The organism is Pantoea sp. FN0302 (assembly GCF_050113775.1).
Taxonomy (GTDB): domain Bacteria; phylum Pseudomonadota; class Gammaproteobacteria; order Enterobacterales; family Enterobacteriaceae; genus Mixta; species Mixta alhagi.
On sequence record NZ_JBNJSM010000003.1, the window covers coordinates 219,652 to 234,824 of the forward strand.

The 15,173-nt window shown below is 56.1% G+C and carries 17 protein-coding genes and 1 other RNA gene; 11 read left to right on the forward strand and 7 right to left on the reverse strand.

The features are described 5' to 3' along the window. The first annotated feature begins 7 nt into the window (after nucleotides 1-7). From ACQE32_RS13925 to ACQE32_RS13950, 6 genes are read left to right on the forward strand one after another with little or no spacing between them, the layout of a single operon-like run. The gene (locus tag ACQE32_RS13925; protein ID WP_426973293.1) at nucleotides 8-652 is read left to right on the forward strand and encodes a DUF4310 family protein; all 645 of its coding nucleotides are present in this window, start codon (nucleotides 8-10) and stop codon (nucleotides 650-652) included. 47 nt (nucleotides 653-699) lie between these two features. Then, complete coding sequence (locus ACQE32_RS13930) at nucleotides 700-1,833, forward strand: amidohydrolase/deacetylase family metallohydrolase (RefSeq protein WP_426973294.1); 1,134 nt, start codon at nucleotides 700-702, stop codon at nucleotides 1,831-1,833. Next, nucleotides 1,817-2,938: a DgaE family pyridoxal phosphate-dependent ammonia lyase gene (locus ACQE32_RS13935; RefSeq protein WP_426973296.1), complete on the forward strand. Its 1,122-nt coding sequence runs from the start codon at nucleotides 1,817-1,819 to the stop codon at nucleotides 2,936-2,938. The genes ACQE32_RS13930 and ACQE32_RS13935 overlap by 17 nt, the downstream gene beginning before the upstream one ends. Continuing rightward, on the forward strand, nucleotides 2,935-3,675 hold the full coding sequence (gene dagF / locus ACQE32_RS13940) for a 2-dehydro-3-deoxy-phosphogluconate aldolase (RefSeq protein ID WP_426973298.1): 741 nt from the start codon (nucleotides 2,935-2,937) through the stop codon (nucleotides 3,673-3,675). The genes ACQE32_RS13935 and dagF overlap by 4 nt, the downstream gene beginning before the upstream one ends. A 46-nt stretch (nucleotides 3,676-3,721) precedes the next feature. After that, the gene (locus ACQE32_RS13945) at nucleotides 3,722-4,021 is read left to right on the forward strand and encodes a beta-propeller fold lactonase family protein (protein ID WP_426973299.1); all 300 of its coding nucleotides are present in this window, start codon (nucleotides 3,722-3,724) and stop codon (nucleotides 4,019-4,021) included. 40 nt (nucleotides 4,022-4,061) lie between these two features. Further along, nucleotides 4,062-5,972: a BglG family transcription antiterminator gene (locus ACQE32_RS13950; protein WP_427021951.1), complete on the forward strand. Its 1,911-nt coding sequence runs from the start codon at nucleotides 4,062-4,064 to the stop codon at nucleotides 5,970-5,972. 68 nt (nucleotides 5,973-6,040) lie between these two features. Here the strand turns inward: ACQE32_RS13950 and rnpB are convergent. Further along, nucleotides 6,041-6,418: RNase P RNA component class A (gene rnpB, locus ACQE32_RS13955), an RNA gene on the reverse strand. A gap of 32 nt (nucleotides 6,419-6,450) precedes the next feature. Then, a complete protein-coding gene (gene rsmI, locus ACQE32_RS13960) occupies nucleotides 6,451-7,314 on the reverse strand; it encodes a 16S rRNA (cytidine(1402)-2'-O)-methyltransferase (protein ID WP_426973302.1) in 864 nt (287 codons plus the stop codon). Between the two features lie 61 nt (nucleotides 7,315-7,375). Between rsmI and ACQE32_RS13965 the strand changes: the two genes are divergently transcribed. From ACQE32_RS13965 to dolP, 4 genes are read left to right on the forward strand one after another with little or no spacing between them, the layout of a single operon-like run. Then, nucleotides 7,376-9,439: a penicillin-binding protein activator gene (locus ACQE32_RS13965; RefSeq protein WP_427021952.1), complete on the forward strand. Its 2,064-nt coding sequence runs from the start codon at nucleotides 7,376-7,378 to the stop codon at nucleotides 9,437-9,439. Beyond that, nucleotides 9,397-9,792, forward strand: a complete 396-nt coding sequence (locus ACQE32_RS13970) for a YraN family protein (protein WP_250650936.1) — start codon at nucleotides 9,397-9,399, stop codon at nucleotides 9,790-9,792. Before ACQE32_RS13965 ends, ACQE32_RS13970 begins: the two co-directional genes overlap by 43 nt. A gap of 14 nt (nucleotides 9,793-9,806) precedes the next feature. After that, nucleotides 9,807-10,394: a DnaA initiator-associating protein DiaA gene (diaA, locus tag ACQE32_RS13975; protein ID WP_426973305.1), complete on the forward strand. Its 588-nt coding sequence runs from the start codon at nucleotides 9,807-9,809 to the stop codon at nucleotides 10,392-10,394. Nucleotides 10,395-10,407: 13 nt separating this feature from the next. Then, nucleotides 10,408-10,980, forward strand: a complete 573-nt coding sequence (gene dolP / locus ACQE32_RS13980; RefSeq protein WP_426973306.1) for a division/outer membrane stress-associated lipid-binding lipoprotein — start codon at nucleotides 10,408-10,410, stop codon at nucleotides 10,978-10,980. A gap of 39 nt (nucleotides 10,981-11,019) precedes the next feature. On the opposite strand, the gene ACQE32_RS13985 is transcribed toward dolP, so the two are convergent. After that, on the reverse strand, nucleotides 11,020-11,724 hold the full coding sequence (locus ACQE32_RS13985) for a pirin family protein (RefSeq protein ID WP_426973308.1): 705 nt from the start codon (nucleotides 11,722-11,724) through the stop codon (nucleotides 11,020-11,022). A 132-nt stretch (nucleotides 11,725-11,856) separates the two neighbouring features. Between ACQE32_RS13985 and ACQE32_RS13990 the strand changes: the two genes are divergently transcribed. Next, nucleotides 11,857-12,756 carry a LysR family transcriptional regulator gene (locus ACQE32_RS13990; protein ID WP_085069943.1) on the forward strand — a complete coding sequence of 300 codons (900 nt, stop codon included), beginning with the start codon at nucleotides 11,857-11,859 and terminating at the stop codon, nucleotides 12,754-12,756. A gap of 80 nt (nucleotides 12,757-12,836) precedes the next feature. Here the strand turns inward: ACQE32_RS13990 and ACQE32_RS13995 are convergent, their stop codons facing one another. From ACQE32_RS13995 to ACQE32_RS14010, 4 genes are all read right to left on the reverse strand, one after another. Continuing rightward, the gene (locus ACQE32_RS13995) at nucleotides 12,837-13,823 is read right to left on the reverse strand and encodes a glutathione S-transferase family protein (protein ID WP_426973310.1); all 987 of its coding nucleotides are present in this window, start codon (nucleotides 13,821-13,823) and stop codon (nucleotides 12,837-12,839) included. 69 nt (nucleotides 13,824-13,892) lie between these two features. After that, nucleotides 13,893-14,285 carry a DoxX family protein gene (locus ACQE32_RS14000; protein WP_426973312.1) on the reverse strand — a complete coding sequence of 131 codons (393 nt, stop codon included), beginning with the start codon at nucleotides 14,283-14,285 and terminating at the stop codon, nucleotides 13,893-13,895. 204 nt (nucleotides 14,286-14,489) lie between these two features. Next, nucleotides 14,490-14,777: a YqjK-like family protein gene (locus ACQE32_RS14005; protein WP_426973313.1), complete on the reverse strand. Its 288-nt coding sequence runs from the start codon at nucleotides 14,775-14,777 to the stop codon at nucleotides 14,490-14,492. Beyond that, entirely contained in the window at nucleotides 14,774-15,172 is a 399-nt protein-coding gene (locus ACQE32_RS14010; protein ID WP_250650930.1) for a phage holin family protein, read from the reverse strand. Before ACQE32_RS14010 ends, ACQE32_RS14005 begins: the two co-directional genes overlap by 4 nt. Nucleotide 15,173 lies beyond the last annotated feature (1 nt).

The following is a 15,173-nucleotide window of genomic DNA, read 5'->3' on the forward strand; positions in this document are numbered from 1 at the left end:
GCATACGATGAACGAGACTAAAAGTGGATTTTGGTACGCCGACTGGTCCTTCCCGATCTTTGTTGGCCTGCTTTCCGCCGGTGTATTCGCCGGTACCCATATGTATTACCTGTATGGCATCGGCGCCTTTAACGAAGTTGCCTTTGTTTCCATGCTGCGCGCCGGGATGGAAACCGGCGCCTATGGCGCGGTAGCCGCCTTTGGCGCCAGCTTTCTGTTTGCACGCATTATCGAAGGCTCGCTGGTGGGCATTCTGGATATCGGCGGTGCGATTCAGACCGGCGTTGGGCTGGGCGTTCCGGCACTGTTGCTGGGCGCAGGCATTATCTTTCCGGTGGCGAACTTTGCCGCTTCGCTGGCGACCGGCCTGATTATCGGTGTGGCGATTGGCTACGTCATTATTCTGGCGCGTAAATTCACCATCAACCAGAGCGACTCTACTTACGGTGCAGATGTGATGATGGGAGCAGGCAACACCTCCGGGCGCTTCCTCGGGCCGTTAATTATCCTCTCTGCGATGGGTGCCTCTATTCCTATCGGTCTCGGTTCGCTGATCGGCGCGCTGCTGTTTTACCTGTGGAATAAGCCGATTACCGGCGGCGCGATCCTTGGCGCAATGGTGCTGGGCGCTATTTTTCCGGTGGCGCTGTAAACCACAGCGGGCTTGCTGCCCAGGCCGGCCCGCCAGAAGGAGTTGTTATGTTCGATTTGATTATTCGTCGCGCCCGTCTGGTGGATGAGCGGCTGGTCGATATCGCTATCCAGGACGGGAAAATTGCCGCCATTGGTGAGGTAACCGCGCCAGCAAAAGATGAGCGGCTACTGGATGGCAGTGTTTATCTCAGCGCAGGCTGGATTGATTCGCACGTTCACTGTTATCCCAAATCACCGATTTATTATGATGAGGCGGACAGCATCGGCGTCGCGACTGGCGTGACCACCGTGGTGGATGCGGGCAGCACCGGCGCGGATGATGTCGACGATCTCCGGCAGCTAACCCGTGAAGCGCGAACGCAGGTCTATGCGCTGCTTAATATCGCCCGTACCGGCATCGTCACGCAAAACGAGCTGGCCGATCTTAGCCAGATCGATAAGCCCGCCGTGCACGCTGCGCTACAGCGCCTGCCTGGTTTTATTGTCGGCATCAAGGCGCGTATCAGCAGCAGCGTGGTGGGAGAAAACGGCATCCGGCCGCTGCAGCTGGCAAAAGAGATCCAGCAGGAGAATGGTGATCTGCCGCTGATGGTGCATATCGGCAATAACCCGCCGAATCTGGACGATATCGCCGGGCTGCTGACCGCAGGGGACATTATTACCCACTGCTATAACGGCAAGCCGAACCGCATTTTGACGCCAGAAGGCGAGCTGCGACAGGCGGTGAAAAAAGCGCTGCAGCGTGGCGTACGGCTGGATGTCGGCCACGGCAGCGCCAGCTTCAGCTTTGAAGTAGCGCGGCGCGCCATCGCGCAGGGCATTCTGCCCGATACCATCAGCTCTGATATTTATTGCCGTAATCGGATCGAGGGACCGGTGAAGAGCCTGGCGCACGTTATGTCGAAGTTTCTCAGTATTGGCATGACGCTGCCGCAGATAATCGACTGTGTGACCTGGAAAGCGGCAGAGGGGCTGCGTCTGGCGCATAAAGGGCGACTGGAACCCGGTTTCGATGCCGATCTTACCCTGTTTACGCTGAGCCACGAGGCGCGCCCGCTGCAGGATTCAGAAGGCGAAACCGTACAGGGAGCGCAGCATTTCACCCCGCTGGCGGCGGTCGTTGCTGGTCAGTGGATGGTTACCGATGAAGGGAAAGCAAAAAATGTCTTCAATTTATGAGAAATATCATCTGAAACAGGTGATCAACGCCTCCGGGCGTATGACGATTCTTGGCGTCTCCACGCCATCGGCAGACGTAGTGGATACAGTGAAATATGGCCTGAACCACTATTTTGAAATGAAGGATCTGGTGGATAAAACCGGTGCCTGGATCGCCAGACTACTCGGTGCGGAAAATGCGCTGGTGGTCTCCTGTGCTTCTGCGGGGATCGCCCAGTCGGTAGCGGCGGTGATTGTGAAGGATAACGCCTGGCTACTGGAGAATTTGCACGCCGCGCCGCTTACGGTGCCGCACGATATCGTGTTGCCAAAAGGACATAACGTTAACTTTGGCGCGCCGGTGGGCACCATGGTGGCGCTGGGCGGCGGTCGTCTGGTAGAGGCAGGATATGCCAATGAATGCTCCGCAGAGCAGCTTTCTGCGGCGATAACGCCCCAAACGGCAGCCATTTTGTATATCAAATCACATCACTGCGTGCAGAAAAGCCATCTGAGCGTGGAGCAGGCGGCAGTGGTGGCGCGTAAACATAATGTCCCGCTGATTGTTGATGCGGCAGCGGAAGAAGATCTCCAGCGCTACTACCAGTGCGGTGCGGATCTGGTGATCTACAGCGGCGCAAAAGCGATCGAAGGGCCGACCAGCGGCCTGGTGGTCGGGAAACAGCAGTATGTTGAGTGGGTTAAGCGCCAGTCATCAGGCATTGGTCGGGCGATGAAAGTGGGAAAAGAGGGCATTCTTGGCCTGACGCAGGCCATCGAAAACTATCTGACGCAGGAAAAAGAGAGCGGTGCGCAGATGGTGGAAAAAATGACGCCTTTTATCGACAACCTGAACACGCTGAATGGCGTTAACGCCCGGGTGGTCTGGGATGCCGCCGGACGCGATATTGCCCGTGCCGAGATCCATTTTGACGAGGCGGCTATCGGACAGACCACCGGCGAGCTGGTACAGGCGCTGAAAAATGGCGCGGTCGCAATCTATTTTCGTGGCTACAAGGCCAATGAAGGCATCGTTGAAGCTGACGTACGCAGCGTAACGCCGGCGCAGCTGAACACCATTTATCTGAGCATTAAAGCTTTACTTACAGGAGAGAAACAAGCATGACGCTGACGCCAAACTTTTATCACCACCGGGTTTGCCTGAACGTTCTGGCAGGATCAAAAGATAACGCCCGGGCCATTTGGCAGGCGGCCGAAGGCCATGTGCTGGTTGGCGTATTATCGAAAAATTACGCCAGCGTGGAGCGTGCCGTCGACGATATGCGTCAGTATGCCGCGCTGATTGATAATGCGCTTTCCGTTGGGCTGGGCGCGGGCGACCCGCGTCAGTCGGCGATGGTCAGCGAGATCTCTGGTGAAGTACAGCCGCAGCATGTTAATCAGGTATTTACCGGCGTAGCAACCAGCCGCGCGCTGCTGGGGCAGCAACAAACCGTGGTCAACGGCCTGGTATCGCCCACCGGAACGCCGGGGAAAGTTAAAATTTCCACCGGACCACTCAGCGCCCAGGCGCCAGATGCGATCGTGCCGGTTGAAACCGCCATCGCCATGCTGAAAGATATGGGCGGCAGCTCGATAAAATATTTCCCTATGGGCGGCCTGAAGGCGAGAGATGAGTTTACTGCAGTGGCGCAGGCCTGTGCCGAGCACGATTTCTGGCTGGAGCCGACCGGCGGTATCGATCTGGACAACTATGAGGCGATTTTACAGATTGCGCTGGATGCGGGCGTCAGCAAAATTATTCCGCATATTTACAGTTCTATTATCGATCAAGGCTCTGGCGATACGCGACCTGAAGATGTCAAAACGCTACTGGCGATAACCAAAAGGCTGGTGGGCTAACGCCCGGCAGGAGCAGCGCAACGGCATACTGATTCAGGATAATCTTATGCGAAAACAGCTGATTGTCGCCTTATCTGTGGCATTGTTTGGCGTTGCGCCGCTGGCTGCGGCAACCCCTTTTGCGTTTACAGGAACTTATCAGCCGCACGGGACGCTGACCCTGATCGAGCGTCTCCGGACGCGTAGCGACTTGACGCTGTCCGAAGATGGCAAAACGCGCTATGTGCTTAACCAGCACAGCGACAACCTTACGCGTTTTTATATTGATAGCAGCAGCGGAATGCTGCGTTTTAGTGATGACTACACTGCCATTGGTGCGCCGTTCCAGATGGTGATTGTGCCATGATGATACGTTAATTTACGTAGCCAACAGGGGGAGAGCTGCCGTGAGATTTCCGAACCAGCGACTGGCTCAATTATTTGATACGTTGCAAAAAGAGACGCTGCCGCAGGATGAGCTGGCGCGCCGTTTTGCGGTTTCCACGCGCACGGTGCGTACCGATATTAATATGCTTAACGAGATGCTGGCCGATCACGGTGCGCTGTTTGTGCTCTGTCGCGGCGAAGGCTATCAGCTGCGTATTCTCGATCCGGTGCGCTATCAGCGCCTGACGCAGCAGTCGCCGGCGCATTTGCGCATTCCCCGTACCTCAACAGAGCGCATTCATTATCTGCTGACGCGTTTTCTGACGTCGGCCTGGGCGATCAAGCTCGAAGATCTGGCGGAAGAGTGGTTTGTCAGCCGCGCCACGCTGCAAAGCGATATGGCGGAAGTCAGGGAGTGGCTCAGCCGCTATCAGCTTACCATTGAGGCGCGCCCGCGCTACGGCATGAAGCTGTTCGGCAGTGAGATGGCGATTCGTACCTGCCTGACCGATCTGCTCTATCAGATTGCACAGGAAAATAGTGAAAACCCGCTTTTGCAGATGGAAGCGCTCAACAGCGGTATGCTGCTGACGCTTCAGCCGCTGCTGTTGCAGTGCTTTGCGCGTTTTAATATCCGTATGACCGACGAGGGCGAACTTTACCTGCGTCTTTACTGTGCCGTTGCGGTACGCCGCATCAGCGAAGGCTATCCGCTTTCCGATTTCAGCGCCGATGAGGTGGAGAGCGATGTGCAGGCGGCGGCGCGCCATATCATTAACCTGATGCGCCCGATTACCGGTAAAGTTATTGCGCCAGCGGAAGAGGCCTGGCTGCGTCTGAATATCGCCGCCCGACGGGTAGAAGAGATCGCGCCCAGCGCTATCAGCGCCGACGATGGCGATTCGCTGGTGAACTACATCCTTAGCTATATCAACACCCACTACAACTATAACCTGCAAAACGACCAGCAGCTGCGTGCCGATCTGCTTACGCATATCAAAACCATGATCACCCGCGTCCGCTATCAAATCACCATTCCCAATCCGCTGTTAACCAATATCAAGCAGCACTATCCAATGGCGTATGACGTGACGCTGGCGGCGGTTTCCAGCTGGAGTAAATATACGCCGTATGTGATCAGTGAAAACGAGATCGGTTTTCTGGTGCTGCATATCGGCGTTGGCCTGGAGCGTCACTATAACGTGGGCTATCAGCGTCATCCTCAAGTCATGCTGGTATGCGATACCGGCAATTCAACCGTACGCATGATTCAGGCGATGCTGCTGCGTAAATATCCCCAAATCGTTGTCACGCGCATCATTTCGCTGCGTGAATATGAGATGCAGGAGAGTATTGAAGAGGATTTTGTTATCTCCACCGTGCGGTTAAGCGAGAAGGGCAAGCCAATAGTGGTGATGTCACCTTTCCCCACCGACTATCAACTGGAGCAGCTGGGAAAACAGGTGCTGGTGGATCGCACGAAACCTTACATGCTGGAGCGATTTTTCGACGCGCGTCACTTTTGCATTATCGATCGGCCGATGGAGCAGGCGCAGCTGTTTCGCCAGCTGTGCCAGCAGCTGGAGCAGGAGGGCTTCGTGGACGCGAGCTTTTATCCTTCCGTTGAGGAGCGCGAAGCGATTCTCAGCACCATGCTGGGCGAGGGGATTGCGCTGCCGCACTCGCTGGGCCTGCTGGCGAAAAAAAGCGTGGTCTATACCGTATTAGCGCCGCAGGGCATCATCTGGGGAGAAGAAACTGCCTATGTGATTTTCCTGTTAGCCATCAGCAAGGATGACTATGAAGAGGCGATGGCGATCTACGATCTGTTTGTGACCTTTATGCGCGAGCGCGCCATGACGCGCCTGCGCGACAGCAGCGACTTCGCCAGCTTTAAAAGCGTGGCGCTGGACTGTTTAAGTCGCCTGTAAGCGATACCTGTTCAGCCCTGTTTGCCGAGATATAAAGCAAAAACCCCGCCGAAGCGGGGTTTTGTAAAGAGTGAAGCTGACCGGTAAGCCGGGTTCTGTCTTGGACAGTCATTCATCTAGGCCAGCAATCGCTCACTGGCTCAAGCAGCCTACCCGGGTTCAGTACGGGCCGTACCTTGTGAACCCCTATTTGGCCTTGCTCCGGGTGGAGTTTACCGTGCCACGAACTGTTGCCAGACGCGCGGTGCGCTCTTACCGCACCCTTTCACCCTTACCTGTGCTCACGAATGAGCCATCGGCGGTTTGCTCTCTGTTGCACTGGTCGTAGGCTTGCGCCTCCCAGGCGTTACCTGGCACCCTGCCCTATGGAGCCCGGACTTTCCTCCCCTCTGCCCGTCTCCCCCGAAAGGGGACGGCGACAAAGCGGCGACTGTCTGGTCAGCTTCGGCGCGGATAATAGGGCATTCTGAACGTTTTGTCATCCTTCTTGCTGTTCGAGTGCATATTTATACAGCGCGTTCTTTTTCACGCCGTGAATTTCCGCCGTCAGCGCCGCCGCTTTTTTTAACGGCAGCTCTTTTTGCAGCAGCGCCAGGGTGCGCAATGCTTCGATCGGCAGCGCCTCTTCATCGGCATGATGCCCTTCGACAACCAGCACCATTTCGCCTTTACGCCGGTTCTCATCCTCTTCAATCCACGCCAGCAGCTCCGCTACCGGCGCACCGTGAATCGATTCCCAGGTTTTGGTGATCTCACGCGCCAGCACCACATAGCGATCTGCCCCCAGTTCGCTGATCATATCGCGCAGGCTATCAAGCAGACGATGGGTTGATTCATAAAAAATCAGCGTACGTGGTTCCTGAGCCAGAGCGCGTAGCGTATCGCAACGCGCTTTGCTTTTGGCCGGTAAAAAGCCTTCATAACAAAAGCGGTCGGAGGGCAAACCGGCAGCGCTCAGCGCGGCGATCGCGGCGCAGGCACCCGGCAGCGGTACCACGCGGATACCGGCTTCGCGACAGCGGCGCACCAGATGATAGCCGGGATCGTTGATTAATGGCGTACCGGCGTCGGAGACCAGCGCTATGCTCTGGCCTTCCTGCAGTTTCGTCAGCAGCAGCTCCGCTTTTTGCTGCTCATTATGATCGTGTAATGCGAACAGTCGCGCATTGATGGCGAAATGTTGTAGCAACAGTCCGGTATGACGTGTATCTTCCGCAGCCACCAGATCGACGCTTGTAAGCACCGCCAGCGCCCGCTGGGTGATGTCGCCCAGATTGCCTATTGGGGTGGGTACAATATAGAGCGTGCTGGCAGAAATCTCTGCCCGATCGTGTTGTTTCATTGTTTCATCCGAATTGCCGATTTAATATTGAGCATCCTGAAAAAAACTTACTGGATACAGTATGCTTCCTTCAAAAGTCGTTCGAAAAAAAGCAGGGCGCTTTGTGCCTGTTCTCCTGGCTGGGCTGATCTTAGCAGCCTGTACCGGCCAGACGCCGCAGGCTCCCTCGGTAAATATTCAGGGACCGGCAACGGGCACATCCAGCTACTACCTGCAGCAGGTGCAGCAAAGCCCAGATGATAACAAGGCTGACTGGCAATTACTTGCGATACGTGCACTGCTTAACGAAGGGAAGTATCCCCAGGCATACCAGCAAATTAATCAGCTGCCGCAGCAGCTGAGCGACACGCAGCGTCAGGAGCTACAGTTGCTTACCGCCCAGCTGCGTCTTGGCAATCAGGATATCCCCAGCGCGCAGGCGATACTGGCGAAGCTTGATCCCTCAATCCTGTCGAAAGATCAGCAGCAACGCTACTACGGCCTGAAAATTGCCGCTAACCAGGGACGACCGTCGTTGGATCTGGTGCGCATGCTGATTGCGCAGGAGCCGCTGTTAACCGACAAAGCGCATCAGGATAATATCGATGCCACCTGGCAGACGCTGACGCAGCTGCCGCCAGAGGAGATGAACAGCTTGGCGATTAACGCGGATGAAAATACGCTGCAGGGCTGGCTCGATCTGCTCAACGTGTACAAGGCGAATCGTACCGAGCCCGATATGCTGAAAGCGGGGATTAGCGACTGGCAGATACGCTACCCGCAAAACCCGGCGGCAAAAACGCTGCCTACGGCGCTCGGCCAGGTGCAGAACTTCCAGCCCGCCTCCACTAATAAAATCGCGCTGCTGCTGCCGCTGAGCGGCCAGGCGCAGGTTTTTGCCAGCGCAATCCAGAAAGGTTTTAACGATGCGAAAAACGGCCTGCTGAATGCACCACCGGCGCCTGCCGTTGGCAGTGCGCAAAATCCGGTTGCGTTATCCAACGATGGCGCGCAGAGCGCTGAACCGGCAGCCGGCGATGCTGCAACGCAGAACGCAGATGCGGTTGTCAGTCCCTCCGCCGCGCCTGGCGACAGCGCAGCCAGCACCGAAACAGCACCGCCTGCCGCGCAGCCTGCGGCCAGCGTCACCACCGCCCCGGCCAGCAACGCCGAGGTAAAAGTGTATGACACCAGCTCGCAGCCGATTCAGCAGGTATTGGCGCAGGCGCAGCAGGATGGCGCGACACTGGTGATTGGGCCGTTGCTGAAGGATAAGGTGCAGCAGCTGGCGGATTCCTCCACGCCGTTGAATGTGCTGGCGCTTAATGAGCCGGAAAAAATCCAGAACCATCCGAATCTTTGCTACTTTGCGCTTTCTCCTGAAGACGAGGCGCGAGATGCTGCGCATCATATCTGGCAACAGGGCAAACGCATGCCTTTATTGCTGGTGCCGCGTAGCTCGCTGGGCGATCGCGTCAGCAAAGCATTTGCACAGGAGTGGCAAACGCTGGGCGGCGGTACGGTGCAGCAGCAGGGGTTCGGCTCCTCAGCTGAGCTGAAGCAGGGCATCAACAGCGGCGCAGGCATCAGCCTGAGCGGTACGCCGGTGACGCCAGCGGCAAGCGAACCGCAGGGCATTACTATTGCTGGCCTGACGATCCCGGCACCACAGAGCAGCACGCCGCCTGAGGCTACAGCCAGCGGCGGCGCGGTGGATGCGGTTTATATCGTGGCCACTCAGAGCGAACTGCAACTGATTAAGCCGATGATCGCCATGCGCATCAGCAGCCGCAACAATGTTGCGCTCTATGCCAGCTCGCGCAGCTTCCAGGCCGGTGCCGGTCCTGATTTCCGTCTGGAAATGGAAGGGCTACAGTTTAGCGACATTCCGCTGCTGTCGGGCGCGAATCCAGGGCTGATGCAGCAGGCAGCGCGCAGCTTTAATAATGATTACTCGCTGGTTCGCCTGTATGCGATGGGCATTGATGCCTGGACGCTGGCTAACCACTTTAGCGAAATGCGTCAGATGCCCGGTTTCCGTATTGATGGCAACACCGGTCAATTGAGCGCCACGGATGATTGCGTTATCAACAGGAAGTTGACATGGAGCCAGTATCGTCAGGGGCAGGTGGTCCCGGCCAGCTAAGCCGTCAGCAACAAGGCGCGCGCTATGAACGCATAGCGCGCCGTTATCTGGAGCAGGCGGGGTTGGTATTTGTCGCCGCCAACGTGCGATATCGTGTTGGCGAGCTGGATTTAATTATGCGTGACGGGCGACAGTGGGTGTTTGTCGAGGTACGCTATCGTCGCGACGCGCATTTTGGCGGCGCAGCCGTCAGCGTAACCTGGCGCAAGCAGCAAAAACTGTTACGCAGTGCCGCCCTGTGGCTGGCGGCGCGCAACGCCAGTTTTGATACGGTAGAGTGTCGTTTCGACATCGTCGCCATTACCGGGCAGCAGCTAACCTGGCTGCCCGATGCGTTTCAAGCCCACATTTAGAACCAGGTGGTAGTGTGCTGGAAAGAATAAAAGCCTGTTTTACGGAAAGTATACAGACCCAGATAGCCGCTGCGGAGGCGTTACCCGATGCCATTTCCCGTGCGGCAATGACCATAGTGCAATCGCTGTTGAACGGCAACAAGATCCTCTGCTGCGGCAACGGCACTTCGGCGGCAAATGCCCAGCATTTTGCCGCCAGCATGATTAACCGTTATGAAGCAGAGCGTCCCAGCCTGCCGGCGCTGGCACTAAGCGCGGACAATATCCTGCTGACGGCGATTGGCGACGATCGTCTGCACGTCGAGGTTTATGCTAAACAGGTCCGGGCGTTAGGCCAGACGGGGGACGTGCTGCTGGCGATCTCTACGCGTGGCAACAGTCGCGATATCGTTAAGGCGGTAGAAGCGGCGGTCACACGCGATATGACCATCATTGCCCTGACCGGCTATGATGGCGGCGAGCTGGCTGGACTGCTGGGCCCGCAGGATGTGGAGATCCGCATTCCATCACACAGAAGCGCCAGGATTCATGAAATGCATATGCTTACCGTGAACTGCCTGTGTGATTTGATCGATAACACTCTGTTTCCTCATCAGGAATAAACAAGGAGATGTAATGAAGGCATTATCTGCACTGGCAGTGATCTTTGCTGCCCTGTTATTACAGGGCTGTGCCGCCGTTGTGGTGGGCAGCGCGGCGGTAGCGACCAAAAGCGCAACCGATCCGCGTACCGTAGGAACCCAGGTAGATGACAGTACGCTGGAGCTGCGCGTCAGCAACGCGCTGGCGAAAGATCAGCAAATCAAGAAAGAGGCGCATATCGTGGCCACCGCTTATCAGGGCAAAGTGCTGCTGACCGGTCAGGCGCCGAGCGCGGAATTAGCCGATCGCGCGAAGCAGATCACCATGGGGGTTGATGGCGCAGCGGAAGTGTATAACGAAATTCGTCAGGGGCCGAAAGTGACGCTGGGTACCGCCTCTTCCGATACCTGGATCACCACCAAAGTACGTTCACAGCTGCTGGGCAGCGATCAGGTGAAATCTTCCAATGTGAAGGTCACCACTGAAAATGGCGAAGTGTTCCTGCTGGGTCTGGTAACCCAGAGAGAAGCCAGCGCGGCGGCGGATATCGCCAGCCGGGTAAGTGGCGTGAAGCATGTCACTACCGCTTTTACCATTCTGAAATAATCTTGCCGGGGCGGTGTTAGCGTCGCCCCAACTTTCTGCTTAACTCATCAAATCCACTATCAGCGCGCGCAGTGGCGTTTGCGCCTTCAGGCGAATGCTGGTTTCATCGCAGATAAAAGCGCCATCGCCGCAGCCCAACGCTTCCTGTTCGCCATTTGCCGACATCGCCTGAAATTCACCATGAATCGACTGTAGCCAGGCGCGCGAGCCTTGCAGCGGCTGATGCCATTCCTGACCAGGTTCCAGCGTGATCTGATGGATCCAGACCTGCTGGCGCACCTGCAGGCTGCTGTTCTCGCCATCGGGCGAGGCGAGTAGCTGGTGGGGTTGATTTAACGCCAGCGGCAGCTGCTGCACCACGGGATTTTCACGTTGCGGACAAGCGTCCAGCCAGAGCTGAATCCGGGTCAGCGGCGCATCGCGGTTCACGTTTTGCTCGCTCCAGGTGACGCCAGGCTGCGTCGCCAGCAGCAGAGCATCGCCTGCGCTGGCGCGGCAATAATTGCCTTCACTATCGCGATATTCCGCTTCGCCCTGCAGGATCAGGTTAAGGATATCCACGCGTGGATAAGTGCGCGGCTGGAAGGCGGCGCCGGGCGCGAGGACTTCCTGATTCAGTACCCGCAACGAGGCATAACCCAGAAGTTTTGGATCAAAATAGTGGCCAAAGGAAAATGTATAACGCGCCTGCAGCCAGCCGTAATCGGCCTGACCGCACTGTTTCGCAGTACGTGGTTTCATCATTGTAGATTACCTCTCCAGCGCTGGTTTATATCGCCAGGTCATCTGTCAGGTTTCTATGGTAAATATCTGGACGGCGGATTGTTAGCCAGTTAATCTGCCAGGCATATTCAAAATTACTGACAGAGACGTGTTATGGCAAAAGATCGGGCCCTGACTTTGGAAGCACTACGCGTGATGGACGCTATCGATCGGCGCGGCAGCTTTGCTGCAGCGGCTGACGAACTGGGCCGCGTACCTTCCGCCCTCAGCTACACCATGCAAAAACTGGAAGAAGAGTTAGATGTGGTGTTGTTCGATCGCTCTGGCCACCGCACTAAATTCACTAACGTAGGGCGTATGCTACTGGAGCGCGGGCGGGTGTTGCTGGAAGCAGCCGATAAACTCACCACCGATGCGGAAGCGCTGGCGCGTGGCTGGGAAACTCATCTCACCATCGTTACCGAGGCGCTGGTGCCTACTGAAACGTTATTTCCGCTGGTGGAAAAGCTATCGGAAAAAGCGAATACGCAAATGTCGTTAATTACCGAGGTGCTGGCAGGTGCCTGGGAACGGCTGGAGCAGGGACGGGCCGATATTGTTGTGGCGCCGGATCTGCACTTTCGTGCCTCCGCCGAGATCAACACCCGCAAACTCTATAGCATTATGAGCGTGATTGTCGCCAGCCCGGATCATCCGATTCATCAGGAACCGGAGCCGCTTTCTGAAACAACACGCGTGAAATATCGCGGGATAGCGGTAGCGGATACCGCCCGTGAAAGGCCGGTGCTGACGGTACAGCTGCTGGATAAGCAGCAGCGCCTGACGCTCAGCAGCATGGATGATAAGCGCCGCGCCTTGCTGGCGGGCTTAGGTGTGGCAAGCATGCCTTATCCGCTGGTGGAGCAGGATATCGCCGAAGGCCGTCTGCGCGTGGTTAGCCCTGAAACCACCAGTGAAATTGATATTATCATGGCCTGGCGGCGCGACAGCATGGGCGAGGCTAAAGCCTGGTGCCTGCGTGAAATCCCGCGCCTGCTGGCCAAAAAAGGGTAACCAGAGCGCCTCGCGAAATAGTTACCCCGAAAATCGCCATCTGGCAGGCGAGCGGTCATTAACCTTACCCCAGTTGCCAGTCAGGAAAAGCGTTCGTCGCGCCCGTGCGGCTCATCCCAGTCAAAAGCGGGCCCTGTGGAGATCACGCCGCTGGGGTTAATGGTTTTATGACTGCAATAGTAGTGATGGCGGATATGTTGCAGGTTAACCGTCCCGGCAATGCCCGGCATCTGCCAGATATCGCGTAAAAAGCCGTTCAGATTGAGATAGTCGCCGATACGATGCCTGTCGCATTTAAAATGGGTAACGTACACCGGATCGAAGCGCACCAGCGTGGTCCACAACCGAAGATCCGCTTCGGTAAGCTGATTTCCGGTCAGCCAGCGATGCTGACCCAGGATCTGCTCCAGACGATTTAACGAGCGAAACAGCGCCTCTACAGCTTCGTCATACGCTGCCTGTGAAGTGGCAAAACCCGATTTATAGACGCCATTATTCACCGTATCGTAGATCCAGCCGTTCAGCTCATCGATCTCCGCACGCAGTTCAACGGGATAGTAATCCCCGGCGCGTGCGCCGACAGCGTCAAAAGCGGTGTTAAACATACGGATAATATCGGCAGATTCATTGCTGACAATGGTCTGCTGCTGTTTATCCCACAGCACGGGCACCGTTACCCGACCGCTATAGTCTGCATCGGCATGCTGATAAAGCTGATAAAGAAAGTCATGCTGATAAAGCGTATCGCCGGTGGCCGCCGGGAAATCGGTAGCGAACGTCCAGCCATTTTCCAGCATCAGCGGATGTACCACCGAAACGGAAATCATCTGCTCCAGCCCTTTTAACTGACGCATCAACAGCGTGCGATGCGCCCACGGGCAGGCAAGGGATACATAGAGATGATAGCGATCGCGCTCGGCAGTAAATCCCGCTTTTCCCGTTGGTCCCGCGCTACCATCAGCGGTAACCCAGTTACGAAACGCGGACTCGGAGCGCTTAAAGCGGCCGCCGTTTGATTTAGTGTCGTACCAGGTATCCTGCCAGACGCCATCAACCAGTTGTCCCATAAAGCCTCCAAAATCAAAGGGGCGAGAATGCACCATTCTCGCCCGTTGAGAGTTAAGTATAGCCAGCGCTTACCACTTTTTACCAGGCAGGCGGTCGATGCTGTAAGCGCCCGGACCGCTGAGCCCCAGCAGCAGGAAGCCACCCGCGATCGACAGGTTTTTCATGAACATAATTGCATTAACGCCCTCAGCGAAATTGCTGTGGAACAGGAAAGCGGTCAACACCGTAAAAACTGCGGTAAACAGTGCGGTAAAGCGCGTGAGAAAACCGATCAGAATTGCCAGCCCACCGCCCAGCTCAAGCAGGATAACCAACGGCAGAATAAACGCCGGTACGCCCATCGCCTGCATATACTGCGCGGTACCATCATAGCCAGTGACTTTACCCCAGCCAGACACGATAAACAGGATCGGCAGTAGAATCCGTGCTACCAGCAGGCCAATATCTTCGAATTTTTTCATGATGTTCCCCAGCGTTGTTTTTTCTCAGGCCAAAAGCGCCTGAGCAAGTATTTAGTGTGATTGCAGGCGATTACGCGCTGCTCTCGGTAACTGAGGAGGATAATAAGTGGGCGGGGAAAGATTTGTAAGCAAGATAAACTGTCAAAGAGGTTCAATAAAATTGATATTGATTGCCTGCGGGTCGGCAGGCAATCAAAGGAAGCGCTATTTCTTACGCGGCAGATTGGATTTTATCAGTCGCAAGGTGCTCCATAAGCCCAGACCACGCTTCGCCCAACGCATCAAAAAGTTGGGGTTACGTACCGACCAGATCGCTAATGCACTGCTACCGATAGCCAGATAGCTACGCAGACTAAGCAGCGTCATCCAACCGCGATCGTAACGGGCGGTTTCCAACAGCCATTCACGGCGCGCCAGACTAAGATCGAGGCGCTGCTGGTGAATAGTTATTAGCAGATCCGCTTTACGTCGTTCACGGTCAGCACGCGTCATGGGTGGCGGTCCTCCAACATTTGACGGTCAGAAGAGAGCTCTTTCCGTGTATGGTGAAGCAGCGTGGATTTACGTGACTTACGTAGCGTCCAGAGGCCAAAAAACAGCGCCAGCACAAACAGAACGCAAGTTGTAATACCAATGACCATCAGGCGATACTGTGCGTCAACCGCCCAGATAATCAACACCATCAGGCTCATCAGACCAAACGCGGTAAACAGCATAGTCAGGCCAATCATCAACAGCATCTGTATCAGATTAGCCTTTTCCTCTTCCAGCTCGACCACAGCAAGGCGTACACGGGTTTCTACCATGCTAACCAGCGTAGTGACGAGACGCTGTCCGATGTTTATGACCCCTTTGCCCGGGCCGTGGCTCTGCTGAGAATCGGCCATA